The 26,008-nt window shown below is 33.3% G+C and carries 28 protein-coding genes; 4 read left to right on the forward strand and 24 right to left on the reverse strand.

Going from position 1 to position 26,008, the window contains the following annotated elements; genetic code table 11:
* Window positions 1-3: 3 nt before the first annotated feature.
* The 4 genes from nadE to HSACCH_RS12980 all read right to left on the reverse strand — a co-directional run bounded on the left by nadE (window position 4) and on the right by HSACCH_RS12980 (window position 4,837).
* Window positions 4-762, reverse strand: a complete 759-nt coding sequence (gene nadE, locus HSACCH_RS12965; RefSeq protein WP_005490399.1) for an NAD(+) synthase — start codon at window positions 760-762, stop codon at window positions 4-6.
* A complete protein-coding gene (locus tag HSACCH_RS12970; RefSeq protein WP_040477514.1) occupies window positions 762-2,117 on the reverse strand; it encodes a protein kinase domain-containing protein in 1,356 nt (451 codons plus the stop codon). The genes nadE and HSACCH_RS12970 overlap by 1 nt, the downstream gene beginning before the upstream one ends.
* 161 nt (window positions 2,118-2,278) lie before the next feature.
* Window positions 2,279-3,697 carry a glucose-6-phosphate isomerase gene (locus HSACCH_RS12975; protein ID WP_005490401.1) on the reverse strand — a complete coding sequence of 473 codons (1,419 nt, stop codon included), beginning with the start codon at window positions 3,695-3,697 and terminating at the stop codon, window positions 2,279-2,281.
* 210 nt (window positions 3,698-3,907) lie between these two features.
* Entirely contained in the window at window positions 3,908-4,837 is a 930-nt protein-coding gene (locus tag HSACCH_RS12980) for a hypothetical protein (RefSeq protein ID WP_005490402.1), read from the reverse strand.
* A 222-nt stretch (window positions 4,838-5,059) separates the two neighbouring features.
* Here HSACCH_RS12980 and HSACCH_RS12985 point away from each other — a divergent pair, with 222 nt between their 5' ends.
* Together HSACCH_RS12985 and HSACCH_RS12990 are read left to right on the forward strand one after the other, a co-directional pair.
* Entirely contained in the window at window positions 5,060-5,542 is a 483-nt protein-coding gene (locus tag HSACCH_RS12985) for a hypothetical protein (protein ID WP_005490403.1), read from the forward strand.
* The gene (locus HSACCH_RS12990; RefSeq protein WP_005490404.1) at window positions 5,542-6,084 is read left to right on the forward strand and encodes a permease; all 543 of its coding nucleotides are present in this window, start codon (window positions 5,542-5,544) and stop codon (window positions 6,082-6,084) included. The genes HSACCH_RS12985 and HSACCH_RS12990 overlap by 1 nt, the downstream gene beginning before the upstream one ends.
* Window positions 6,085-6,234: 150 nt before the next feature.
* Here the strand turns inward: HSACCH_RS12990 and HSACCH_RS12995 are convergent, their stop codons facing one another.
* The 15 genes from HSACCH_RS12995 to HSACCH_RS13065 form a co-directional block, all read right to left on the reverse strand.
* Entirely contained in the window at window positions 6,235-7,812 is a 1,578-nt protein-coding gene (locus HSACCH_RS12995; RefSeq protein ID WP_040477517.1) for an ABC transporter substrate-binding protein, read from the reverse strand.
* Window positions 7,813-7,830: 18 nt separating this feature from the next.
* Window positions 7,831-8,673 (reverse strand): ABC transporter permease, encoded by an 843-nt coding sequence (locus HSACCH_RS13000; protein WP_005490406.1) that lies wholly within the window; start codon window positions 8,671-8,673, stop codon window positions 7,831-7,833.
* Between the two features lie 12 nt (window positions 8,674-8,685).
* Window positions 8,686-9,630, reverse strand: a complete 945-nt coding sequence (locus HSACCH_RS13005; RefSeq protein WP_005490408.1) for an ABC transporter permease — start codon at window positions 9,628-9,630, stop codon at window positions 8,686-8,688.
* Between the two features lie 228 nt (window positions 9,631-9,858).
* A complete protein-coding gene (locus HSACCH_RS13010; RefSeq protein WP_005490410.1) occupies window positions 9,859-10,782 on the reverse strand; it encodes a pseudouridine-5'-phosphate glycosidase in 924 nt (307 codons plus the stop codon).
* Window positions 10,783-10,804: 22 nt separating this feature from the next.
* Window positions 10,805-11,947, reverse strand: a complete 1,143-nt coding sequence (locus HSACCH_RS13015; RefSeq protein WP_040477639.1) for a PfkB family carbohydrate kinase — start codon at window positions 11,945-11,947, stop codon at window positions 10,805-10,807.
* Between the two features lie 91 nt (window positions 11,948-12,038).
* A complete protein-coding gene (locus HSACCH_RS13020) occupies window positions 12,039-12,986 on the reverse strand; it encodes an AEC family transporter (protein WP_005490412.1) in 948 nt (315 codons plus the stop codon).
* Between the two features lie 83 nt (window positions 12,987-13,069).
* The gene (locus tag HSACCH_RS13025) at window positions 13,070-13,426 is read right to left on the reverse strand and encodes a class II SORL domain-containing protein (RefSeq protein ID WP_005490413.1); all 357 of its coding nucleotides are present in this window, start codon (window positions 13,424-13,426) and stop codon (window positions 13,070-13,072) included.
* Window positions 13,427-13,587: 161 nt separating this feature from the next.
* Window positions 13,588-14,145: a rubrerythrin family protein gene (locus HSACCH_RS13030; protein WP_005490414.1), complete on the reverse strand. Its 558-nt coding sequence runs from the start codon at window positions 14,143-14,145 to the stop codon at window positions 13,588-13,590.
* A gap of 274 nt (window positions 14,146-14,419) precedes the next feature.
* Window positions 14,420-16,225 carry a translational GTPase TypA gene (gene typA, locus HSACCH_RS13035; protein WP_005490415.1) on the reverse strand — a complete coding sequence of 602 codons (1,806 nt, stop codon included), beginning with the start codon at window positions 16,223-16,225 and terminating at the stop codon, window positions 14,420-14,422.
* A gap of 229 nt (window positions 16,226-16,454) precedes the next feature.
* On the reverse strand, window positions 16,455-16,655 hold the full coding sequence (locus HSACCH_RS13040; RefSeq protein ID WP_208107116.1) for a cold-shock protein: 201 nt from the start codon (window positions 16,653-16,655) through the stop codon (window positions 16,455-16,457).
* A gap of 264 nt (window positions 16,656-16,919) precedes the next feature.
* Window positions 16,920-17,120: a cold-shock protein gene (locus tag HSACCH_RS13045; protein ID WP_208107117.1), complete on the reverse strand. Its 201-nt coding sequence runs from the start codon at window positions 17,118-17,120 to the stop codon at window positions 16,920-16,922.
* A gap of 123 nt (window positions 17,121-17,243) precedes the next feature.
* On the reverse strand, window positions 17,244-18,089 hold the full coding sequence (locus HSACCH_RS13050) for an alpha/beta fold hydrolase (protein WP_005490418.1): 846 nt from the start codon (window positions 18,087-18,089) through the stop codon (window positions 17,244-17,246).
* Window positions 18,079-18,744, reverse strand: a complete 666-nt coding sequence (locus tag HSACCH_RS13055) for an alpha/beta fold hydrolase (RefSeq protein WP_005490419.1) — start codon at window positions 18,742-18,744, stop codon at window positions 18,079-18,081. Before HSACCH_RS13055 ends, HSACCH_RS13050 begins: the two co-directional genes overlap by 11 nt.
* 35 nt (window positions 18,745-18,779) lie before the next feature.
* Window positions 18,780-19,895 carry a serine hydrolase gene (locus HSACCH_RS13060; RefSeq protein ID WP_160162760.1) on the reverse strand — a complete coding sequence of 372 codons (1,116 nt, stop codon included), beginning with the start codon at window positions 19,893-19,895 and terminating at the stop codon, window positions 18,780-18,782.
* Window positions 19,896-20,006: 111 nt separating this feature from the next.
* Entirely contained in the window at window positions 20,007-20,540 is a 534-nt protein-coding gene (locus HSACCH_RS13065; RefSeq protein ID WP_005490422.1) for a flavodoxin domain-containing protein, read from the reverse strand.
* Window positions 20,541-20,737: 197 nt separating this feature from the next.
* Between HSACCH_RS13065 and HSACCH_RS14065 the strand changes: the two genes are divergently transcribed.
* Window positions 20,738-21,400 carry an HpcH/HpaI aldolase/citrate lyase family protein gene (locus HSACCH_RS14065; RefSeq protein ID WP_005490423.1) on the forward strand — a complete coding sequence of 221 codons (663 nt, stop codon included), beginning with the start codon at window positions 20,738-20,740 and terminating at the stop codon, window positions 21,398-21,400.
* Window positions 21,339-21,908, forward strand: coding sequence for an HpcH/HpaI aldolase/citrate lyase family protein (locus tag HSACCH_RS14070; RefSeq protein ID WP_200858900.1), 570 nt, complete (start codon window positions 21,339-21,341; stop codon window positions 21,906-21,908). The genes HSACCH_RS14065 and HSACCH_RS14070 overlap by 62 nt, the downstream gene beginning before the upstream one ends.
* 78 nt (window positions 21,909-21,986) lie before the next feature.
* On the opposite strand, the gene trpA is transcribed toward HSACCH_RS14070, so the two are convergent.
* The 5 genes from trpA to HSACCH_RS13095 all read right to left on the reverse strand — a co-directional run bounded on the left by trpA (window position 21,987) and on the right by HSACCH_RS13095 (window position 25,878).
* Complete coding sequence (gene trpA, locus HSACCH_RS13075) at window positions 21,987-22,775, reverse strand: tryptophan synthase subunit alpha (protein WP_005490425.1); 789 nt, start codon at window positions 22,773-22,775, stop codon at window positions 21,987-21,989.
* Window positions 22,768-23,952: a tryptophan synthase subunit beta gene (trpB, locus tag HSACCH_RS13080; protein WP_005490426.1), complete on the reverse strand. Its 1,185-nt coding sequence runs from the start codon at window positions 23,950-23,952 to the stop codon at window positions 22,768-22,770. The genes trpA and trpB overlap by 8 nt, the downstream gene beginning before the upstream one ends.
* Window positions 23,953-24,000: 48 nt before the next feature.
* Window positions 24,001-24,609 carry a phosphoribosylanthranilate isomerase gene (locus HSACCH_RS13085; protein WP_040477643.1) on the reverse strand — a complete coding sequence of 203 codons (609 nt, stop codon included), beginning with the start codon at window positions 24,607-24,609 and terminating at the stop codon, window positions 24,001-24,003.
* A gap of 67 nt (window positions 24,610-24,676) precedes the next feature.
* A complete protein-coding gene (locus HSACCH_RS13090) occupies window positions 24,677-25,156 on the reverse strand; it encodes an indole-3-glycerol phosphate synthase TrpC (RefSeq protein ID WP_005490428.1) in 480 nt (159 codons plus the stop codon).
* Window positions 25,153-25,878 carry a Swt1 family HEPN domain-containing protein gene (locus HSACCH_RS13095; protein WP_005490429.1) on the reverse strand — a complete coding sequence of 242 codons (726 nt, stop codon included), beginning with the start codon at window positions 25,876-25,878 and terminating at the stop codon, window positions 25,153-25,155. Before HSACCH_RS13095 ends, HSACCH_RS13090 begins: the two co-directional genes overlap by 4 nt.
* Window positions 25,879-26,008 lie beyond the last annotated feature (130 nt).

Consider the following 26,008-nt stretch of genomic DNA (forward strand, 5'->3'; position numbering starts at 1 on the left):
TGATTATAGTATTTTATCTCTTTTAGGAATGGGAATTGGTGCTACCTTATGGCTGTTTTTAGAGGCCAATTCTTTAATCTTTGTTTCAACTTCTGGCTCAGCCTCACCAGTTAATATATATTGGTCAAGTTCTTCGTAACTAAAACCCATTTCAGACTCATCTGTCTGTCCTTCCCAAAGGCCAGCCGAAGGCTTTTTCTCTATAATTTCAAGCGGAATATCCAGCACCCTTGCCAGCTCTTTAACCTCATGCTTTACTAATGAACCAAGTGGTGCTAGATCAATACCTCCATCACCGTGTTTGGTAAAATAACCAATTTTCAATTCACTCCAATTATCTGTTCCTACAACCAGATAGTCTTTAGATTGGGCATAATAATATAAGGTGGTCATCCGCAGACGAGGTTTAATATTAGCTTCAGCTAATTTTCCGCCTTTAATACCAGTTGCCCTTAAATTATCTAATAAGTGATCATAAACTTCACTTAAGTCATTTTCCACTACCGGCATTTTAAATTCATTAGCTATTTTAAGTGCATCTTGTTTATCCTTGCTGCTTGAATGACAGGGCATAATAACTGTCAACAGATCTTCTCCAAAAGCCAGCTGTGCTAATCTTGCAGTAACTGCTGAATCAATTCCACCACTCAAACCAACTACCGCTCCTTTTAGACCAGAATTTTTCACTTTTTTCTGCAGCCAGGAAACTAAATTATCTTTAATTTTCTCATAATCATTGTTTGCAATTAGTTTTTTATCCATTATTCTTCCCCCCAGGGATATTCTCCAGCAATCATATCTTTCATATCTCCATTGATTTTCTTTATTTTCCATACTTCATCAAATTTCTCAACTAAAATTTGATCTTCTAATTCAATTGAATAAAGTTCTTCGCTATTTCTAAAGTTAAATTCATAAAAAGCTTTAAAAGTATGACTGTTCTCTGAGCTTGAAAGCTTCTCCAACCTGAAATTTTCCAGACTGTAAACCTGTTTAATTTCTCTATCTGAATTTGGCTCTGAATAGGCAGCCTGCATTTTTTCTATCACGTAACTTTCGGATATTAAGCGTTCCATTTTGCCTAAATCAAATTCTGCTGCTTCATCGGCCAGTCTAATATTTTTTGCAGCTATTGCTCCGTAAAAATAATTTACTACTTCCTCAGGCGAATTATCAGCTGTAATAGTCGCATCTGGTCCTGAACTCAAGCCCCAAAATAAAGAAGAAAATAGAATAACAAAAAAAAGTAGTGGCTTCCAGCTCTGTCTAAAAAAGAGTTTAATATTTTCTTTTTTTCTCTTCTTTTTCACTATTTTATTATCTATAATATTTTTCCTTTTAAAAAAAGGCTGCAGCTCAAATTGCTTTTCTAAAGTTGTATTTTCGAGTTCTTCAAAAATAAAGTCTAAGCTCGGTCTCTTATTTTTTTCTCGGTCCAGCATTTTCATAAACAAATTATTTAAGCTATTACTGATCTGTGGTACCAGGGTTTTCAGTTCTAAAATATTCTCACTCTGAATTTTATTTAAAACCTTAGCCTGATCGTTATCGCTAAAAATTGTTTCAGAACTTAAAAAATAATAAAAAACTGCAGCTGTATTAAAAATATATGAATGCTGCTGCCAGGATTCTCCCTCAATTATCTCAGGTGGCCTAAAATAATCTGAAACAGGGGCTTCAAATTTAAATTCATTGTAATTCCTCTTACTTCGGAGCAGTTGTTCTGGCATCAAATAAATATTCTCCTGCTCATCAATATAGAAATTACCAGCATTTATACCATCTGGAAAAATATTTTTTATTAGTTCGAGCTGTTCCAGTATTTCTAAAACTTCTTTAAATTCCTGCAGCAATTTTTTTAAACTAATAGAATTTTTATTTAAATATTCAACTAGCGGTTTTAAATCACTACTACCTTTATAAAGTAAATAGTACTCACCATTTTCTCTAATAATATCCTGATAAGATATAATCTTTGCTGGGAGTTCTGCTGGCATATTTTCTAAAGCAGATCTTACTCTTTTAACAACATCAAGCTGAACCCTAGAACGTGGCACAGTATCTTTAAAAAGTTTTTCTTTATTTAAATTTTTATTTTCTGCTTTGTCTTTACTCATAACAATTCCCCCGGCAGTAATTAAATTAGAATAAGCAAAGTTATCCACCCAAATAATTCTTAGGTGGATAAACTTTGATATTTATTATAATTATAAAGGACAATCATTAAAAATAGATGAATTTTTAATGATAAATCTATATTATCCAGATCAAATTTAACTTACAGAATTAAGTCATCTTTATGTGAAGCAGAATTTTCAAATTCATCTTTTTTCTCCTGATAGCCATCACGACCAAAAATTCCGTAAGTATAATTCTTACCCAGTTCAACTCCAGGCTGATTAAAGGCATTGACATTTAATAATTCACCGGTTACAGCTGTCTGGAATTCAAAGAAATAGAATAACTGACCTAAAGTAAATTCATTGACTTCTGGAACCTTAAGAGTTTGATTCATTCTCTTGCGCTTATTTAAAGCAAGTTCTGTTGCCCATTTTTCTGTATTAATTAATTCATCAAAGCTATGGCCTCCTAAATAACCAAGACCAGCTAAATCCTGATAAGCTCCAGGAATTTCTAATTCTTCTCCAAAATTTTCTACTTCAAGGAAAGTAATGATTTTATCAAAAGGTCCTTCCATATATAGTTGAGCCTGTGAATGCTGATCAGTTGCACCTAAAGCTTTAATCGGAGTTGGACCAACATTTACCTGATTACCCTGTCTATCGACTTCTTTACCTAATGATTCCGCCCATAACTGCCTGTACCAGTCCGCTACATCACGCAGGCGATCAGAATAAGGCATCATCACATTCATAATCTTACCTTTTTTATAGGCTAGATACTGGATTAAGCCATTAACTAAAGCAGGGTTTTTCCAAAAATCATCCTCACGACAGATCTTATCCATATAGGCTGCACCATCGAGTAATTCTTCAATATCGACTCCAGTCATAGCAGCCGAGAGGAGTCCAACCGGGGTTAGAACCGAGAATCTTCCTCCTACATTATCAGGAATAAAGAATTTTTTCATTCCTTCTCTTTTAGCAATTTCAATCAAATAACCAGAATCTTTACTTGTAGTCGCAATAAAATGTTCCCCAACATTTTCTTCTCCTACAGCATCGGCGATAAATTTACGGGCCAACAAAAACTGACTCATTGTTTCAGCGGTGCTTCCTGATTTAGAAATTACATTAAAGAGAGTCTTTTTAGGATCAAGCTTATCCAGCAGAGCTTTAGTTCCTTCTGGATCAACATTATCACTAACAAAAAGGCGAGGATAACCATTACGCGCTTCTTCAAATAGGTTGTAGTGGGGATCATTAATTGCAGTCTGGACTGCAATGTTTCCAAGTGCGGATCCTCCAATACCCAATACTACAAAATTATCAAACTTGTCTTTCAATTCTTCAGCAGTTTCCTTAAGTTCTTTTACAACTTCTTCCTGTTTATATGGCAGTTCCATAAAACCCATCTTTCCTTCAGCTTCAGCTTCCAGAATATTTTGATGTGCTCTAAGAGCTTCTTCTTTTGCATCTTCTAACTCTTTGACTGTCAAACCATGCTCTTCACCAATCATTTCTGCAAAAACATTGTTAATATCCAGTTTTAGTCTTAAATCTTCCTTTACAGACATACTAATTCCTCCTTAAATTCTTATGTCGCTGCTTAAATTAATAATACTATCACAAGTATATATTTTTCAGCACTATTTTGCAAGATTTATGTACAGCTTCTGTTCTCAGGACCAATAATTTCTAAATTATATTTCGGCAATGTCCTTGTAAAAATATAATCATACTAAAATAAAAAATCCCCGCCTTTTACAGCAGGGTTAATATCATTACTATTTTTTTGCATTTCCATTTGCGTTAGAATTTGGAGATTTATTTGATGATTTACCTTTAGACTTTGACTTTTCATTATTAGAATTTCCTTTGCCTTGATTCTCATTCTTTAAAGAATTTTTAGAATTGTTTTTATTCTGGCGATTTTCCAAAGCATTTTCAGAAGCTGAATTAGAATTATTCTGTCTGTTATTTAATTTTTCAGCTCTTGCTTCTTCTCTTGCTTCTTTTCTGTATTCTGCAGCTAATTGTTTTAATTGAGAAGTTTCAATCTCTCCATTCCCCTCAATAATAGATTCTATTTCTTCTACAAAGGCTTCTGTCTTTTCTCCTGAGCTATCTACACGACTTATCTTTCTCAGTTCAAGCGCAGTTTGAAAACTAAATTGACCATTATCAGTTTCATTTTGATTGCTATTAATTAATTCTAGCGCCATTTCTTCTTCCAAACCATTATTTACACTTTGATTTAAATTATTTAATATCACAAATCCCTGTCCTAAATCAAGTTCTTCGTCCATAATTTTATTTGTAACTGAAGTCATTGCTTCAACACTTAAGCTTTCTTCATAAGATGTTAATTTTCTTTCTAAAGTAACTTTTTCAAGCTCACTTAAATCTTCACTGTCACTAATAGCAGTCAACAAGTCATCAAGACTTTCATAACTAACTTCAGTCTCATTTTCGCTATCTGTAGTTTCTCCATTTTCAGAATCTTCATCACTTGCTGCAGCTTCTTCCTCTGTATCTACTGTCTCATCAGTTTCTCCCTCTTCAGTATCTTCTCCCGTTTCATTTACTGTCTCATCAGTTTCTTCCAAAACAGTTTCTTGGGTTTCTTCTGTGCTGTCCTGAGCTAGAGTTAAAGCAGAACCAAATGTAAAAAGAACCATCAGTACTATCAAAACTAAACTTATTTTTTTCTTCATTTTTTTGACCTCCTAGATAAATTTTTTCTAACTATTTTTATTATAGTATAGCTTGGTCTGCTAAAACAACTTATTTGGGGAAAGTTCATACTTTCTTCACAAATATCATGTTTTTGCGATATAATTTTCAATATTGTAAAATGCTTAACTTTTTTTCTTAAGTTTAGGGCATATTATAAATATAAAGATACCCCATAAGGGTATTTACAAGGAGGGAATTTAATGTATACACTTTACTATATTGCTGGATTTGCTGTTCTAATTTCATTTTTTACAGACCGCGAAAAAACATTTAAAGGGTTAAAAGTGGGCTGGAAGAAATTCTCTAAAATTTTAGGAACTTATCTTAAGTTATTAATTATTTTATCATTTATCTTATTAATTTCTGATCAGTTTATAATAAATTATCTTGGTGGTCAGGCTCCATTTATTGGTATGATTATGGGATTAATTATCGGGTCGATTACTATGATGCCTGGTTTTATCGCTTATCCACTGGCAGGAATATTAGTTTCTAAAGGAGTAAATTATATGGTAGTGGCTGCTTTTATCACAACTTTGATGTTAGTTGGAGTAGCTACCTACCCAGTTGAAAAAGAATATTTCGGAATCAAAGCAACTATCTGGCGTAATATTGCTGGTTTTATAATTTCAGCTATGATCGCTGTTGCAACAGGAGTATTATACGGAGAGGTGTTAATATAATGGCTAAAAATAAAGAAACTAAGAAAAATAATAATATGAACTACTATATATTTGCAGTTTTTGTAGCTTTTATTGCCGGATCATATTTTATGAATTTTGATCTTGGTAAAAGAATTGGTTCTAATTTTATGATCTTTGCCCGCGATATGGGCTTACTCTTACCGCCCGCTTTTATTCTAATCGGTTTATTTGATGTCTGGGTCAGCCGCGAAAGCATTGAAAATAATTTTGGTAATACTTCTGGATTCAAAAAATATATTTATGCTATTTTGCTAGCAGCAACTACAGTTGGAGGAACTTTTGTAGCTTTTCCGGTAGCAAACACACTCTATCATAAAGGAGCAAATTATTCGTCGATATTCACTTATGTAACAGCTGCTTCCCTGGTGATGATTCCAATGAGTATTATGGAGGCTTCAATATTAGGAGTTAAATTTACTGCTATCAGAATTGGTGTCTCATTACCACTAGTGATTGTCAGTTCAATTATTTTAGGTAACTTCTTCAATAAGATCGATTATAAAATTCCTAAAGCAGATTAGGGTGCAGCTTCCGTTTTTTGGACCAAATATTTCCAAATATAATATTTAAAAAACAGCAGCTTTTAGGTGCTTTTAGACCTCAAGCTGCTGTTCTTATTTTATGATCTTTTATTTATTTCCAACAAGTTACAAGTATCCGGTACCAAGATTTTATTCCAGGTAAGTGTTCCAGAAGAAAGGCTGCCAACCTGACTGAAAATTCTTAAGCTCTGTTCTTTTAATATGCAGCCTACTGTAATCTAATATATTAAAATAGGGTACTGTATCCCAAAGTTTAGCCTGCATTCTTTCCATAATTTCATATCTTTTTTCCTGGTCAACCTCTTTCAGCATTTCTGCAAAGATCTGGTCCATCTCTCGAGATTCTTCACTATCCCAGTTACTAATCCATTTATTTGTACCGGTCCAGCCTTGATGAATTTGAGGATCAGGCACTATTTTGATAAATGGAGAAAGGTGCATATGCCAACCTTCTTTTCTAGCTCTTCTTTCGACAACAGTTGGACGATCAAAAAGCTGAAGTTCAACCTCAATTCCTATTTTTTCTAGCTGATCTTGAATAGCAATTGCTCCCTGTCTTTCCATTTGATTATCTTGACCACTTAAAATAACAAGTGGTTCTCCATCATAGCCTGCTCTGTCAAGAAGTTCTTTTGCTTTTTCAGGGTCATAAACTCCATAAATACCTTCGCCAGCATCAGGAACATGCCAGGGGTTGCCTTCCTCATGTAAGGCTGATTCCAGACGCCAGAACTCAGAGTCTCCAATCATTGCATAACCTAACTCTTCAAAGTCTAAAGCATATACTATTGCCTGACGAGCATACTTATTATTAAATGGTGCTTCAGCGTTATTGAAAATTAACATCGACATCCGATCAGGATAAATAATTACATTTTCTATATTCTGATCCATTTCAAAGATTTGATATTGATCTCTTGGAACTTCTTCGGCAAAATGAAACTGTCCGGTTTGAACTCCAGAAACTCTAACCTGAGCATCAGGAATAAAATTAAACACAATTTCATCTAAATAAGGGATTCGCTCACCTGCAAAAAATGAACCTTCACGTGGACTTGGCGTATAATCTTCAAAACGAGTTAATACTAACTTCTGATCTGGGACCCATTCCTCATATTTGTAAGGTCCTGTACCTACATGGCGATCAATAACATCATTACCAAACTCTTCTACTACTTCTTCTGCCCTTACCACAAATTTTTGATTTGAAACAGGAGAAGCCAAAATATTTAAAAATGGAGCATATACTTCTTCAAATTTAAAACGAATATTATACTGATCTATCTTTTCTACTTTTTCGAAATATGGAGCTATCAAGCCACCACCATTATTCAATTCAAGCCATCTTCTAAATGAAGCTACTACATCATCAGCATTCATTGTCTGGCCATTATGCATCTTAACATTTTCTCTCAACTTAACTTCATAAACCAAACCATTCTCTTTTATTTGATAGCTTTCTGCTAAGTGGGGAGTTAAATTAAGATTTTCATCAAATTCGAATAAGCCTTCATAAACATGATTCATCATCGCTGTAATTAAAGAGTCTGTAGAATTATCACTATCTAAGTGGGCTACTGACATCTGAAAAGCTGCATTCAATGTACCTCCAAAACGTTCTTCCTCTTGAGCTAAGACCGTCGAGCTAAACAACAAAGAAAAAATGATAAGCATAACTAACAAACTCAACTTTGTTTCTTTTTTCATTTCTTAAACACCCCTTTATTATTTTTTTAAAGTATTTTTTAAATGCGGATCTAATAAATCACGCAAACCATCCCCCAGTAAATTTAAAGATAAAACTGAAAGGATAATCATAATTCCTGGAGCAAGTATCATCCAGGGTGCAACTACCATATATGTCCTGGCATCGGTCACCATAGCTCCCAAACTTGGTTCAGGTGGCATAATGCCCACCCCCAAAAAACTGAGTGCAGCTTCATCCAAAATTGCTAAGGCAAAATTAAAGGTTGCCTGAACCATAATCGGAGATGCCGAGTTTTTAAGAATATATTTAAAAATAATTCTAAAATCAGTAGCTCCTGCTGCTCGAGCTGATTCTACATACTCTAAATCTTTAATTGAAATCACAGCACTGCGAACAATCCTTGCCATTTTGGGAAAATAGGCAAAAGAAAGAGCAAAAATTATATTTAATTTTCCAGCTCCCCAGATAGCTGCCAGCGAAATTGCTATAATTATACCTGGAAAAGCCATCATTGCATCTAATACTCTCATAATTATTTTATCAAGATAGGGATAATAGCCTGCAGCTATTCCTATAATTCCACCAAAAATAATAGTTAGAATAACCACTGAAATTCCAATCTCTATTGAAGCTCGAAGACCATAGAGAATACGGGTAAAAATATCTCGACCAAATTGATCTGTCCCTAAAAGATGTTCTCTAGAAGGCGGCTGCAATCTATTCCTGGCATCATTCCTTACAGGATTGTAATCTGTAAGCACCGGTGCAAAAAGGCTCAAAAAAACCAAAATTAATAAGATTATTATTGAAGTTGTTATATATGGATGCTGATATTTATGATATTTTTTTAAAAATAACAAATTATTACTCCTTTATTGATATCTGATTTTTGGGTTTAAAAATGCATAACTTAAATCCACTAATAAATTTAAAATTACATAAATAACTGCAACAAAAATTATGGAAGCTTGAATAACTGGGATATCACGACGCATTATTGCATTAATTGCCATAAAACCAGTACCAGGAATTACAAATATTGTTTCTACTATCCAGGTCCCCCCCAAAAGCACTGCAAAATTATGCCCAATTACAGTAATTACAGGCAGCATAGAATTTTTCAAAGCATGTTTGAAAACTATAGAATAAACAGATAAGCCTTTACTCTTTGCTGTTCTAATATAGTCCTGTTTTAAAGTATCAAGCATTGCACTTCTAGTCATTCGAGCTATTAAGCCCGCCTGCATAAAAGCAAGTGTCACAGCCGGTAGAATTATATAACGTAATGTGCCAAAACCTGCTTCATTAAATGGTTCATAACCGCTAACCGGAAACCAACCCAGTTTAACTGAAAAAAAATACATTAAAATCAACGCAAGCCAAAAACTGGGAATGGAAATCCCTAAAAGTGATACTGTAATTGAAAATTGATCTAAAATCTGTCGATGCTTAACAGCGGCTAGAATCCCCAAAAGGACTCCGGCTGTAATTCCTAAAATTTCAGCCAAAATAGCAATTAAAAATGTGGGCCTCAGTCTTTCCGCCAAAACTTGCGAGACAGGTGCATTTAAATAAAGTGATTCTCCAAAATTCCCTCTCATTATATTAGCCAACCATCTAAAAAATCTCACAATTAAAGGCTGATCAAAACCAAGAGCAGCTTCTAATCTAGCAACCTCGGCTTCTGACGCCATATTGCCCAGAATAACTCTAACAGGGTCCCCGGGCATTAAATTTGTTATAAAAAAAGCAATTAAAGCTACAATAAAGATTATAGGAATTAATAGTAATATTCTTTTTATTATATAATTTCTCATTTTTCCACTTCCTGAGTGTAATAACATTTATATCTTATAATTCATTTTATCACAACCATATCGCTTAATCAATCGAGAATGATTGCTGATTGGACCAATTATAATTAATTTATTGAATGAATTCTAGTTAACATTTTACATTTTTGAGATAGCAGTACCTTTTTAAATACACTTCAAATTAAAAAAACCACCATTGATGGTGGTTTTTTTAATAAAATTAGTAGCTCATTAAGCTTTAGCAGCAAAAGCCTTTGCTATCTTAGCACCTACAACTGCATTGTTTCTTACTAAAGCAATATTTGTTTCTAAACTTTTCCCATCAGTTATTTCTTTAATTCTATCCAATAAAAATGGGGTTAACTCTTTGCCAGAAATTCTTTTCTCTTTAGCTTCAGCTAATGCCTGTTCAATTTTTTCATTAATAACTGAGTATTCGATTTCATCAGCTTCTGGCACTGGATTAGCGATTAAAACTCCTCCGTCTAAACCAAGTTCCCATTTTGCTCGTAAAATATCGGCTGTGTGTTCTGGGCTTTCTAATTTATAGTCACAATTAAATCCACTGTGTCGGCTGTAGAATGCTGGTAGTTCTTCTGTTTGATAACCAAGAACAGGAACCCCAAAAGTTTCTAATTTTTCTAAAGTTAAACCCAAATCTAATATTGATTTAGCACCAGCTGCAATTACTGCAACTGAAGTTTTCTTTAACTCTTCTAGATCAGCTGAAATATCAAAAGTTTTTTCTGCTCCTCTGTGTACTCCACCAACTCCACCAGTAACAAAGATTTTAATTCCAGCTAAATCTGCTGCAATCATGGTTCCAGCTACTGTTGTTGCACCATGTTTTTTTTCTGCTAATACAATTGGTAGATCACGCCGACTAACTTTAATTACTTCTTTGGATTCGCCTAAAAATTCAACCTCTTCTTTAGTTAAGCCAACTTTTATTTTGCCATCAATAATTCCAATAGTCGCTGGCACTGCACCATTAGCTCTAATTATATCTTCAATCTCTAATGCTGTTTCTATATTTTGAGGATATGGCATTCCATGAGCAATTATTGTTGATTCCAAAGCTACAACAGCTTTACCAGTGTTTAGTGCCTCTTTTACTTCCTCTTTGACCACTAAATATTTTTCTAAATTTTTCATTATATTACCTCCATATTATTTATTATACTAATTCACTTAAATCCGGATTACATGTGAGTTCAGATTTGATAGTCAGAGTTGAAGCTTTAATTCCCAATTCTATAGACTCTTGAATAGACTTTTTATTCATGATACCAGCTACAAATCCAGCTGTTAATGCATCTCCCGCTCCAGTTGTCTCCACAATTTCTTCACTATTAATTTCAGGGGCTTTAAAATGCTCTAACTTGACTTTTTCTTTATTTCGACTGAGATAATAAACTCCTTTTTTGCCAGCACTAATGATCATCTCAGGCAAATGTTTATTTTCAGAATAAAATTTTTCTAAGCGCTGCATTCTATCTTTAATATTCAGTTTTTGAGTTGTTCCAGAAGCTTCCATTTTAACTAAACCAAGCAAAACTTCAATTTCATCAAGATTAGCTCTTAAATAATCTAGATAAATTAACTTATTTTTTAATTTTAAAGCTTTTTCAACTGAAACAGCATCAGCTATTTTAATCATTTTTTTGTCTCTAGCTAATTCTAATAAAAATGAAATTGAACTTTCTTCTAAATTTGTATCAAAAATAAGCATTGAGGATGTTTCAATAATCTTTCTTTTTTCGTTCAAATAATTAATATCAATCTTTTTTAAAATTCTCATATCATTTACTGCCCCAATCAAATCTCCATTTTGGTCTAGATGAGCCAGATAAACTCCAGTTTTATTTTCCTGAGCTGAAGTAATTTTAAAATGCGAGATATCAACACCTACTGCTTTAGTTTCTTCTTTTAACTGTTCCCCAAAATGATCACTGCTAACTGCAGTCAGCAAAACAACTTCTTGCTCCAACAGTGCAAGATCTTCTGCTATATTGCGCGCTACTCCGCCCGGACTCTCTTTGATCCATCCCGGACTGGAGCTACCTTTAATATAGTTTGGGCTATAACCTTTAATATCAAGATTAGCACCTCCAGCAATTACAACTTTCTTTTCAGGAGCAATAATATATCCCCTACCCAAAAGATAGCCTTTTGTGCTTAAGTGATGAATATATGTGCCTACAGCTGACTCTGAAATTTCAAGTTTATTTGCAATTTCTTCTCTACTGATTGTTGCATCCTTTTTAATTAAAACAAGAACTTCTTTTTCCCGTTCAGTTAATTTTTCTATTGCCAGCACCTCCAAATTTAAATATTTATTTACTTGTTTAAATTATTGTTTAAATAAAGTATAACAGATTTAGCTGCCTTTGTAAATCATTTTTTAATTTTTAAATAATTTTTATTAATTTAAAAACAAATACAAATAAAGTTAAAGAAAAAACTGATCCCAATGTTGTCAGCATAACTATAGAAGCTGCTAAATTTTCATCTCCACCCATAGCTGCTGTTATAATGGCAGATGAAATTGAGGTTGGTACCCCAAACAAAATATAGATTAAAAATATTTCACTATTGCTAAAATCAAGTAAAAGCGCTGCCATAACGGCCAGAAGAGGATTAATAATTAATTTGAAAATTGCTGAGGCAGCTGCAGGTTTAATATCTATAAATAATTTATCAACCCTAAAAGTGGCTCCAATTGTTAAAAGAGCCAAGGGAGTTGCTAAAACATCAAAATAATTTGCTGTGTTCTGCATTAATGGTGTCATTTTAAAGTTTATTAAAGACGCTATTATTCCCAGCCCAATTGCGATTATAAAAGGATTTTTAATAATATTTTTTAAAGCATCTTTAAATTGATTTTTCGCTTTATTATTAGAATTAGTCAATATGAGGACCAGCACTGCTAGAACATTATAGATTGGTACTACAAAAGCAACTACTAGAGAAGCTAAAGGTCCAACTGCCCCTGTTACATTTTCTAAAAGCGAAAAACCAACATATACAAAATTACCTCTAAAAGTTCCATGGATAAAAGCTCCCAGTTTGTTTTTCTCTTCAACAACAAATTTTGAATATATATAAATTAAAGCTACACTAATTATTGTTCCCATAATTGCAAAGCTAATTAATTCGAAATTAAAATTATCAACAACTGAACTTCTGGAGACATTATTAAATAATTTTAATGGTAAGGCTATGTAAAAAACAATAAAATTGGCAGCAGTAATAAAATCCTTTTTAATTATATTTTTAGTTTTTAAAATAAATCCACTTAACATAATTAAAAAAATAGGCAAAGCAACACTTAGGCTAAATATGAAATTATCTAACATTATTACCTCCTGTACTTATTAATATCTATTAAAAAAGCCGCCCAAAAAGGGCGGCGGTTAAGTATTTATTTTATTTGAAATTATTATTCTACAACTTTAATTTCTTTTCTTCCTTCCCAGTGACCATGAAGGTTACAGAAAGCATATACATTTAAATCACAAGATTCTTCTAATTTAACATTCAAGGTAGCTTCTGCTTTCATATCAGGAGTAAATTCTACTCTAGCAAGGCTTGCATAATTAGCATATAGATCAAAATACTGAATATAGTGATCTTTACCCATTGGATGAGTGATTTCCTTACCAAAAGTAACTTTCACTTCAAAATACTCACCTTTTTTAACTTCATCAGGACATTGAATATAAGGAACATGTTTTTTCTCTAAGGCTGTCTTGTCTTCACCAGTGTTTTCCAACTTCTTAAGATCATAATAACCCATTTTAAAATTCCTCCTTATAGTTTGTGATTAATTATTAAATATTCTAAATTAACTTTTAGGTCAATTTAGAAAATTTTATTTTTTTATAACGAACAAACTAACTCTTTAAATCAATTATAGTCACTGTTTAGATTACTATAAATAATTATATCAAAAAATAATTACTTAGTAAACTTACGAAATGCTGAGCTAGGTTCTCCACATACAGGACATTTATCTGGTAAACCATCTACTACAGTGTGTCCACAAACTTCACAGATAGTTACATATTCTAATTCAATATCTTCTCCATTATCTACATGCTCTTTTGCATTTCTAAATAATTTAGCATGGATCTGCTCAGCTTCTAAAGCATAGTGGAATGAACGAACTGCATCTGACTCACCCTGTTCTTTGGCAACAATACTGTATGTAGGATACATCTGTTCCACTTCTCCCTCTTCGCCTTCAATAGCTCCAACAAGGTTTTCAGATGTTGTGCCTAAACCAAATTCTCCACCACCAGCAACTAAAAAATCTCCTTCAACATTATCATGAGCTGCAAAGTGATTTCCTGCATGAACTTCTTCAGCATAAGCAATAGCATCAAATAAAAGCGCTACGTTTTCAAAGCCTTCTTCGTCTGCTTTTTGGCCCCAAACCTTATATCTCTGATAAGCCATACTTTCTCCAGCATAAGCAGAACGTAAATTTTGAGCTGTCATATCATTTTTAACCATATTTTAAAAATACCTCCATTTATTAATAATTATTACTGTTAATAGTATAGCATTCTTAATTATGTTATGTCAAGAATAACTAGTTATTGAGTATAAAAAACGTTTATAGTTCCTCTATATAATATTATTTCTATTTAAATGTTTTATTTCCTGCTTTTTAATTAAATATAGTTAAATTTTTAATTTGTTTTAATCTGTTATCTTTATTTTTTTGATTATTCTTTAAACTTAAGTAAAAAAAAACGACTGGATGCACTCCAGTCGGATAGTTATATTATTTGTTATTTCTGAGTCTTGTTTTTTCTTTTAAAATCTTTTTACGCAGACGAATCGCTTCTGGAGTAATTTCTACTAATTCATCATCTTCTATAAATTCTAAAGCCTGCTCTAAAGTGAATTTCTTTGCAGGAGCCAAATTAATAGAATCATCAGAACCAGAAGCTCTAACATTTGTCAGTTTCTTATTTTTACAAGCATTAACTGTTAGGTCATTATCACGACTGTGTAAGCCAATAATCATTCCCTCATAGACCTTAGTTCCAGGCTCAATAAACATTTCGCCTCTATCTTCTAAATTAGAAAGTGCATAACCCATAGCCGTTCCCTGCTGATTGGAAACCAAAACACCATTTTTCCGTTTTGGTACTTCACCTTTAAATGGTTCATATTTTTCAAAAGAACGGATCAAAGTACCCTCACCACTGGTATCATTGATAAATTCACTCCTAAAACCAATTAATCCTCTAGTTGGCACTAAATATTCTAAATGTACATAATCACCTTCGGGCATCATAGAATGCATAATTCCCTTACGTTGATTTAATTTATTAATAACTGTACCAGAATATTTTTCCGGAAGCTCGACCATAACCTTCTCTATCGGTTCATGTTTTTTACCATCAATTTCTTTCATTAAAACTTCAGGCTTAGAAACAGAAACTTCATATCCTTCCCGGCGCATATTTTCTAGTAAAATTGATAAATGAAGTTCTCCCCGACCAGAAACTTTAAAAGCTTCAGTATTTTCGGCTTTTTCGACTCTCAAACCAACATTAACTTCTAACTCCCTCTCTAAGCGAGCTTTGAGGTGGCGAGTAGTTAAATAATCGCCTTCTAAACCTGCAAAAGGAGAATCATTGACTAAAAAATACATAGCCAGAGTTGGCTCAGCAATTTCAATCATTGGTAGCGGATCTACCTTACCTACTTCACATACTGTTTCCCCAATCGAAATATCCGGGATACCAGCAATTGATACAATTTCTCCACTGTGAGTTTCTTCAACTGCATTCTGTTTTAAACCTTCATAAACAGATAATTTAGTGATCTTACCTTTTTTAGTTGAACCATCACGCTTATAAACTTCAACTTGCTGGCCATCTTCGAGCGTACCCTTATAAACACGACCAATACCAATTCGACCAAGATAATCATCATAAGCAAGATCATAAACCTGCATCTGCAGTGGTTCAGCATCTAAATCTGGATAACTATCCACCGTGTCAATAATAGTTTCAAAAAGTGGTTCTAAATTTTCACTTTCATGATCAAGTTCAAAAAATGCTTTTCCCTCAACAGCAATTCCATAAATTACAGGAAATTCCAATTGATCGTCATCTGCAGAAAGCTCGATAAAAAGATCAATAATCTCATCATGCACTTCTTCTGCTCGTTGATTATTTTTATCTATTTTATTAATAAAAACAATTGGTTTAATTCCTTTTTCCAAAGACTTTTTTAATACAAATCTTGTTTGTGGCATTGGTCCTTCGGAAGCATCTACAATTAAAATTGCAGAATCTACAGCCTTAATAACTCGTTCTACCTCTGAAGAAAAGTCAGCATGACCGGGAGTGTCAACTATATTTATTTTAACTCCATTATGCTCGATAGCACAATTTTTCGAATAAATTGTGATCCCGCGCTCACGCTCAAGGTCATTACTATCCATTATACAATCAACTACATCTTCATTTTCTCTAAAAACTCCACTCTGATTTAAAAAAGCATCAACTAAGGTTGATTTACCAGCATCAACATGTGCAATAACCGCCAGATTTATTATTTCTCTTTTATCCACTCTAAAAACCCTTTCTCTTATAAAGTTAAATTAAACTTCCTTATTTTTTTATCATCTATTTATTTATATTCACTTAATATCAGCAAAAATATTTAAAATTTTATCTATATAATTGTAATTATTTTAAATTTAATTAAAATATTACATTTAGTTATTATAATCAAAAAAGCCCTGACCACTTAAAAAAGCAATCAGGGCTTTCAATTCTATTATAAAACTATTATTTGCTTTATAACTTAACGATGTTAGCAGCTTGTGGGCCGCGATCGCCTTCTACGATTTCAAATTCTACTTCCTGACCTTCTTCAAGGTTTTTGAAACCTTCTTCTTCAATAGCTGAGAAGTGTGCGAACACGTCGTCTCCGTCTTCTCTTTCAATAAAGCCAAAACCTTTTTTCCCATCAAACCACTTAACTGTTCCTGTGTAAATCATTAAATTATTCCTCCTATTATTAACGATGGAATTGTTACTTGTTTTTTGTTTTCCATCTTTTACAGTTTAGCATTATTATATGCTTCTGTCAACTGTTATTTAAAATTATATTTTTATAACATTAATTTTCTCTTTTATAGATCGACATTTAGCCGACCAAACTCTTTTTGTGTTCTAGTTTACATTCTTATAAAGCAGCTTTAGAAAAGCTCTGTCCAATTAAATGAACAGAGCCTTAAATTCATAAAACTATTTTATGCTTTATAATTTAACGATATTAGCAGCTTGTGGGCCGCGATCGCCTTCTACGATTTCGAATTCTACTTCTTGACCTTCTTCAAGGTTTTTGAAACCGTCTTCTTCAATAGCTGAGAAGTGTGCGAACACGTCGTCTCCGTCTTCTCTTTCAATAAAGCCAAAACCTTTTTTCCCATCAAACCACTTAACTGTTCCTGTGTAAATCATTAAATAAATTCCTCCTAATTTTTAACAATGGAAATGTTTCTTGTTTTTTTCTCCATCTCCCATAGTATAGCATTCTGATATAACTCTGTCAAGGGTTATTTAAAATTATTTTGATATATCTCATTTTTTCGCTAAAAAATCTAATAGTTTATTATTCCGTTTTACTTTAGATTTTCCAAGCCAGATTAAGTGACCCCAAAAATCATCAGCATAGATTTCCGATTCTTTTATATTCACTGCTGCATATTCTGCATGCTTAAAAGAAACTGATTGATCATATTTACTGTGCATTATTAAAGTAGGGATTTCTATTTTCTGCAGCACTTCTTTTGCTGTCTGGTGTTCAAGATCATAGATAAAACCATTATCTGAACCATAACGGTTTGTCATTTCAACTAATTCTTTTATATCAGAACTCTCCATTTGATTCATAACTTCTTTTATCGAGAGGGTTGAAAACTGAGATAAAAATATTTTTGCAAAAAACTTAGGAAAGTTATTAGCGAGCTTGCGCAGCATAAACCAGGTAATTTTTTGTATTTTTGGGTTAAAAATAATTTTTCCTACATTATAATCTAAATCATTTTTGCTCAACCAGGCTTTAGATGCTGCTGACTCTAAAACTAACTTTTTAACTCTAGCTGGATAATTAGCTGCCAGATAAATTGCAGTTAATCCCCCTGCAGAAACACCGATTAAATAAACTTTATCTATTTTTAGATAATCTAAAAATTCAACCAAGACTTTTGCGGTTTCAGCTGCGGTTTTACCAACTTCCACATCTGTTCTGCCATAACCGGGACGCGAAGGAGTTAAAATGCTGTAGCCGGCATCTAAAAGAGGTTGATAGCCAAAGTTTTCCTGTGAGTTAGAGTGACCGCCGTGCAAATTTAAAATTACCGGACCAGCTCCCCGCAAAGTATATTCTATTTTCCCTTTTTCCAGTTTTGCAATCTCACTTTTCATTTTTATCAACCCCATTAAAGCTTCCAAATTCAAGAAACTCAACCACAAGATCAGCAGTTTCTTCCTGAAAGTGAATATCTTTATGGCCATAAGGTAAAACTATAAAATCTTTTAAACCAGGAATTCTAACAGATTTTACTCTAATCCTCCCGTCATTTTCTTTGTTTAGAAATCTGCCTAAAAATAAATTGCTTTTATTCCCTGCGATAGCTGCTATTTCAAAATCACTGACTGCTACCATCTCTAATTTTTTAACATTTTCAACCCCAATTGAAGCCAGGGTTTTAAAGACAGCTGTTAAAGGCCTAAAATACTTTTTAGCAAAATAAGCAAGCCGACTCCCGCGATTTGGGGCAGCTATTAAAACTATTCTGCCAATTTTATCTTTATCTTCAGTAACTGCTAAAAACTTTCTGATTAAAAGTCCACCGGTGCTGTGGCCTACAAAATTAATCTTCTCTCCTGCTTTAGATTCTGCAATGATTTTTTCGACTTCTTTTTTAAAGTGCGGGAGAGTCGATTTCAACTTTTTAAAAGTCAGGGGCAGATTAACTGTATGCACTTCAAAATTTGCTTTTTCTAGTTTAGTCTTCAAAGCAAACATATCCTTTTCATTTTTAAAATAGCCATGAACTAAAACAACTTTTTTCTTCATTTTAACCTGCCGCCCTTCCTTAAGCAATGATAGTTTTACTTTCCAAGCACTGCCGAAATCAATCTGGATGTCAGTTGTGCTGCTTTTTGCTGCTCAACTTCCTGTTCACTGTTGTTAATTGTTACCGAAACAGCATAAATATCTGATTCTTTTCTTTTCTGCAGCAGATGCGTAAATTGTAGAACACCCGGCTCTGAACCACCTTTAAATCCAGCCAGAAAATAATTATCTTTATTTACCAGCCCAGAATTTATTTTAATCTCCGGCATATATCTTAACTGATAAATCAACTCTGCCAGCTCTTCAGTGCTGAAATACCATTCCAGTTGATCAATTAAAATCGGTTTATTGTCAACTTCAATGTTAGTAAGCTTACTCTTTGAAAGCTCAGTTAGAATATCTCGTTTTTCTGCCAAATTTGCATTTAAATAACGTTCTTTGAGCTGATTAGCGTCAGAAAATTTTAGCATAAAAAATTCTCTGGTCTTTAAAAATGGAAGATTTAGATCATCTAGACCGCTTTCCAGTTTTTCTCTACCTAAATAATCAATTAAATGATCTGTTGCAGTATTATCACTCTGAGAAATCATTAAGCTGCTTAACGTTTTTAAAGTCAGCGGTGTACCGACTGTCCAATCCTGTAAAATTCCGGAAGGCAGTGATTTATTTTTAGCTTTTAATTCTATTACATCACTCCAGCTTTTATCACTATCTTCAATTTCTTCATATAATCTCCTTAAAACATGTAATTTAAAAGTAGAACCTACTGCTAACTTTTTTTGATCATTATAGCTAAATACTCTTTCCTGATTGTTTTTGATTACTGAAATTGAAAGTTCACCTGGAAGTTCTTTCAAATCTGCTAAAATAGCATCTAGATTATCTTCTGCCAGGGTATAATTTCCAAACCAGAGCCCAATTATTTTATCTTCTTCATTTAAGCTTATCTGAGCTGGAGCACTACCCTTTTTAAACTGCAGACTATATCCTTCCTCAGTTTGTTTTGCTGATTGAACAGCTCCTAAGGCACTTCCATACTGATTGACAATTGCTTCAATCTGATTTAAGGAAACCTGTTCTAAAAAAGAATCTGCAAATAGAGACTCCAGATTTTCTTTTTCCCCTCTAAAAATATCCTGCAACACTTCCACTTCTGAAGCCGCCATAACTGTCCCAGACAAAATTAAGGAAAAAAACAGAATACAAATTATTAAATTAACTTTCAACTAATCTCACCTCATTTATTGCTGTTCTCAGCGATTTTAAACTTTAAAATACTCCACTATCTCCCTGATATTCTCACGCTCTGTAAAATCAACCGGCTCCTCATATGCTGCAAGCATGCCTTTTTCTTCTTCCGTCAGTTTTTCCCCTTTGTTCTTTTTACTGTTTAATTTCCATTTCATAATACCCATTAATACTTTATCTTTAAATCCTAATTTGCTATAATTGAATCCGCCACGAAGATAGAAAAATTTAAAATATTTCTGCTCTTTTTCAGTAAAATTTTTATTTTTCACTTCTTCAATAATTTCATTTTTAGCTGGTGAGGCTCCAGTTGCAAAAACAGCAGTTTTCTTAGCTTCAAGTATTTTTATATTCTTTTTGATGAAATCTGCTCCTTTAATTCCTACTGCATAAAGACTGCCGCCAAAAATAAGCTGATCGTAGTTTTTTAGTTTTTCTGGTTTAATTTTTCTACCAGGTATTAAATCGGCCTCAAGTTCTTCAGCAATCCACTCAGCATATTTTTTAACAAAACCAGTTTTGGACCAGTAAACAATTAGAGTTCTCATTTGTATAACCTCTTTTCTTAAATATTAAAATTATTAATTAAGCTTTCATCTTTATAATTAACTTAAAATTATATTTTTCCTGCTTAAATTAAACTTAATTAATATTTCTTGAAAATAATTTAACTGTATTTTTTTAAATGATATAATAAAAACATAAATTGAATTTACAAAATATAATTTTACTGGAGGGGAATGATTTGAGACATCACTTATACAATCCTGATTTCAAGTTTGTTAAAGAACCTGCTCAGTTTGATAAAAACAGCAGCAAAAAATTACTTCAGTTCTGTCTGGGAGCCACTCTTTATACTCCAGGTACAAAAGATTTAAAAGAAAAGTTAATTAATGAAAATAAACTAGCTGGATTAACATCTCTAGTTCTAGATTGTGAAGATTCAATTTCAGAGTCTGACTTACATGAAGCCGAAGAAAATATAATTAGTATTTTAGAATATACAGCAAATATGTTAGATAAAGGAAAACTAGATAAATCTGATCTTCCCCTATTATTTATAAGAGTAAGAAATATTGATCATTTTAAACAGTTTTCAAAAAAATTTTCTAAACAGCATTTAGAAATTATAACTGGGTTTAATTTCCCAAAATTTGATACAAGAAATGCCAAAGAATATCTGAATCAACTTGAAAATTTAAATAATAAATATAATAAAAAACTATATGGAATGCCAATCTTGGAAAGTAAAGAACTTGCCTATAAAGAAAAAAGAATTCATAATTTAGTAAATCTAAAAGATATAATTCAACCTTATAAAAAATTTATTCTAAATATCAGAGTTGGTGCAACTGATTTTTCATCTCGTTTTTTCTTTAAGAAGGGGGATAAATTTTTCGATTTATGATCTGACTGTTGTTAAAGAATGCCTGTCTGATATTATAAATTGTTTTTGTAGAGATGAAGAAGGTTATGTAATTTCTGGACCTGTCTGGGAATATTTTTCTTCAGCGGATAACTTAAATTTAAATCAGATTGATCAGACAAAAAACAAAGATTTATATTCAAAGTTGTTAAAACATGGAAAATTGATAAACAAAGAGATTGATGGTCTATTAAGAGAAATAATCTTGGACAGGCTGAATGGATTTATAGGGAAAACTATAATTCATCCTTCTCATATAAGATATGTAAATGCTCTACAAACTGTCACTAGGGAAGAATACAGGGATGCCAGACAAATAGTTTCTGAAGATGATGGTGTAATAAAAAGCTACAGTGGTAATAAGATGAACGAGATTAAACCTCACCGAAGCTGGGCAGAAAGAACAATTTGCAGGGCACAAGCATATGGAGTGATAGAAAATAAAAGTGATTATTTTAAATTAATTTTTAAGAGAAAAGACCAGGAATAATACCTGGTCTTTTGGAAGGAAGATGTATCGAGAAAAATTATATATTTTAAAATTATAAGCTGCTTTTTGAAATTATAGCTAGGTTTTTATGGCATTTTTAATTTCTTTAGCAAATTTTCCAGCATTTTCAAGCATCTCTGCTTCAGTTTCACCAGCCTGAATGGCTTTAATCAGAGCACTGCCAATAATGATTCCATCGGGATAATCAATTATTTTTCTAACCTTTTCTGGGCCATCAATTCCAAAACCAAGTCCCAATGGCAGTTCACCTGCTGCTTTACGAACCCGCTTGAGATAGTTTTCTAACTTTGGATAAACTCCCTGCTGCCCATCTCCTGTAGTACCTAAGTGAGCAACACAGTAGAGAAAGCCTGAACTTTTAGCTGTAATTTCTTTTAAGCGTTGTTTTGAGGTATTGGGGGTTACCAACATAATCTGAGAAACTCCATAATTTTCAAGATACTTTGATAGTTCAGCTTTTTCATCCACAGGTAAATCGGGAATAATCACCCCTGAAACACCAGCTTCGGCGATATCGCGGGCAAAATCTTTTTCTCCATAATTTAAAATAGAATTATAATAACCCATCAGCACCAGCGGTACTTCAACCTGAGCCTGAATTTCATTGATTTTTGCAATCAGCTTTTTTAAAGTAGTTCCAGCTTTTAAGGCTCTTTGAGAAGCCTCCTGAATCACCGGTCCATCAGCTAAGGGATCAGAAAAAGGAATCCCAATTTCAATAATATCTACACCTTCAGCCTGCAGTTTATAAATCAATTTTTCGGTCATCTCTAGGCTGGGATCACCACCACTGATGTAAGTTATTAATGGCTTTTCACCCTGAAATTGTGCCGTTATTTTATTCATCCTTTTCTACCTCCTTGACCTTCTTAAAATTATTGATGTCTTTATCGCCCCGACCGGAAAGATTAACCACAATTATCTGATCCTGTTCCAGTTCTGGAGCCAATTTTTCTAAATAAGAGAGGGCATGTGAAGTCTCCAGCGCCGGAATAATACCTTCTTTTTCGCTTAAGAGCTTAAAGGCAGCCACTGCCTCCATATCAGTTGCTGCTTGATAAGTGACCCGCTCAATTGATTTTAAATAGCTATGTTCTGGTCCTACTCCCGGATAGTCAAGACCGGCAGAAATAGAATAAGCAGGAATAATCTGACCATCATCATCCTGCAGCAGATATGATTTACTGCCGTGTAAAACTCCAACTCTGCCCGCAGACAAAGTAGCTGCATGCTGACCTGTCTCTATCCCCTTACCGGAAGCTTCGATTCCTATCATTTTTACTTCCTGATCATCAACAAAGGGATAAAAAAGACCCATCGCATTACTGCCACCACCGACACAGGCTAAAAGATAATCAGGTAGTCTTCCTTCTTGCTTTTGAATCTGCTTTTTTGTCTCATCCCCAATTATTCTCTGAAAATCTCGCACCATCTCTGGATAGGGATGAGGACCCACTACAGAACCAATAATATAATGAGTGTCTTCAACATTTGTTACCCAGTCCCGAATTGCCTCATTTGTTGCATCTTTTAAAGTCTGAGTGCCGCTGGTAACTGGAATAACTTCTGCCCCCAGCATTTCCATCTTATAGACATTAAGTGCCTGCCGTTCAATATCCTCCGCCCCCATATAAATCTCACAGTCTAAATTAAAACGGGCTGCCACAGTTGCAGTTGCCACTCCATGCTGGCCGGCACCTGTTTCTGCAATAATTCTTTTTTTACCCATTTTTCTGGCCAACAGAATCTGGCCCAAAGTATTATTTATTTTATGTGCTCCGGTGTGATTTAAATCTTCTCTTTTTAAATAAATTTTTGCTCCCCCGTAATATTTGGTCAGCTGCTCCGCATAATATAAGGAAGTCGGTCTGCCGCTGTAATCAGCAAGCAGTGACTTTAATTCATTAATAAATTCCGGATCATCTTTCAATTCTAAGTAAGTTTCTTCCAGCTCATCTAAAGCCGGCATTAATGTTTCCGGAACAAAACGTCCCCCAAATTCTTCAAAATAACCTCTGCTCATTTCCTCTACTCCTTTCATTTTTTAAAAGTAATTAATCCTATCTTTATTTTAATCGTAGAATTTTTTTATTTTTTCCACTGTTTTTCTCACTAAACGATGATTTTTCTTTCCTGGTTTATTTTCGACCTGACTGTTAAGATCAACTGCCCGAGGATTTAATTTTTCAAGAGCCGCTTCTATATTTTCTACTCCCAGCCCTCCGGCCAGTATATAAGGCAGTTTCAGCTCATTAATCAACTTCCAATCAAAGCTCTCTCCTGTACCACCAGTCTGGCTGCCGATCTTAGTATCAAATAAAAGATAATCTGCACTCCCTTTATATTTTTTTACCTCAGCCAGATCCTCTTCTCCTGCAATTGAAATAGCCTTAATACTTTTTAGAACTGTATTTTTAAGCATTTCCGGTTCCTCACTGCCATGAAACTGAATATAATCAAATAATTTACTTCTTTCAATCTGTTTGACTTCTTCTGCCTTTGGATTGACTACAACTGCTACCCGATTAATAAAGGGCGGCAGATTACGTGTCAGCTCTCTAACCTGATCCAGGCTAATCTGTCGCGGACTTTTGGCCAGAATAAAGCCCAGAGCATCTACTCCGATATTTACTGCAAAAACAACATCTTCTCTGCGAGTCATACCACAGATTTTGATCATAGTTCTGTTTACTAACAAAATATCCACCTCACAATATTTAATTAATTATATTTTTTATTACCTAGTTTTAAGGCAGACCCAATTCTTTAACTTTTGCTGCTGGAGATTCTGCTTTCATTAGTGTTTCACCAATCAAAACTCCATCAACACCAATTTCTTTTAAAAAATCTATATCTTCTCTTGTCTTGATTCCGCTTTCTGCAATCAGATAATGATTATCCCGCTGGCCCAGTCTTTTTAGTTCTTTTGTCAGCTCTGTTGTAGTTTTTAGATCAACACTGAAATCATTCAAATCACGATTGTTAATTCCGATAATTTCGGCCTCTGTTTTAAGGACCCGTTCCAACTCATCCAGATTATGAACCTCAACGATCACTTCCAGCTTAAGTTCTCGGCAGAGAGTCAAAAAGCTCTCCAACTGCTCATTATCTAAAATAGCTGCAATTAAAAGCACCAAATCAGCTCCGATAAAAAAGCTTTCATAAATCTGTAATGGATCAATAATAAATTCTTTGCGTAAAATTGGCAGTTCAGTCAGCTCTCTCATCTGCTGTAGAATCTGATTACTTCCCTGAAAAAATTTCTAGAGCAGTGATAATTAATATCTATTTTTATCCATTTTTCATCTGAACTTTGATAAAAGAACAAATTACAATATTCATTTTCTATGTTACTCAAAGATTCATACCACTTTTCTTGAGTATTTGTAGGAACAATATCAGTTATCTGAATTATATTTAAAAGACCTTTTTCAACTGAATTTAAAATATGATTTCCATTTTGCTTAACTAATTCTACATCCTCTTTTTTCATTGGTCTAAAATGAGCTAAAGCATTTCTAACATTACTAATTTCATCTAATTTAGTTTTAACCAGTTTTCTTTTGCAATTAAAATAATCATTAAAGTATTTCCAATAAGAATCTGAAACAATTATACTAATTAATTCTCCACTAGTAAGGTACATCATAGGGCAAGTTACTGAATAACCTAAATAACCATAATCTTCATCTTGACTCATTCTTCTTTTAGCAATTGAACTAATAGTTCCTTTTTCATTGTCATCACTAGTAATTTGAATGGAATCCCAACCATCTTGGTATTGCTCTTTTAATATTATATATACAAATATTCTCAAAGAATTTTCTATTCGAAATAATATATTAAATATTTCATAATAATGTGAATGTATCCATTGGTTAGGTATTTTTAGTTTTCTTTGTGCTTTAAAACCATCATTTTTTTCAATTTCCATATCTCCCCAATTCATAAAAAGTTCCTCCTTTAAAATGCTATTTCTGATAACGTCCCTGGGATTTGCGCTCGTGACTGGTTCCGCAGGAACTGGCGTAAAGCTTGCTTTTTCGTATCCGTAATTGGTTAGCCTGCAAGCTTTATGA

The sequence above is a fragment of the Halanaerobium saccharolyticum subsp. saccharolyticum DSM 6643 genome, from assembly GCF_000350165.1.
Lineage (GTDB): Bacteria > Bacillota > Halanaerobiia > Halanaerobiales > Halanaerobiaceae > Halanaerobium > Halanaerobium saccharolyticum.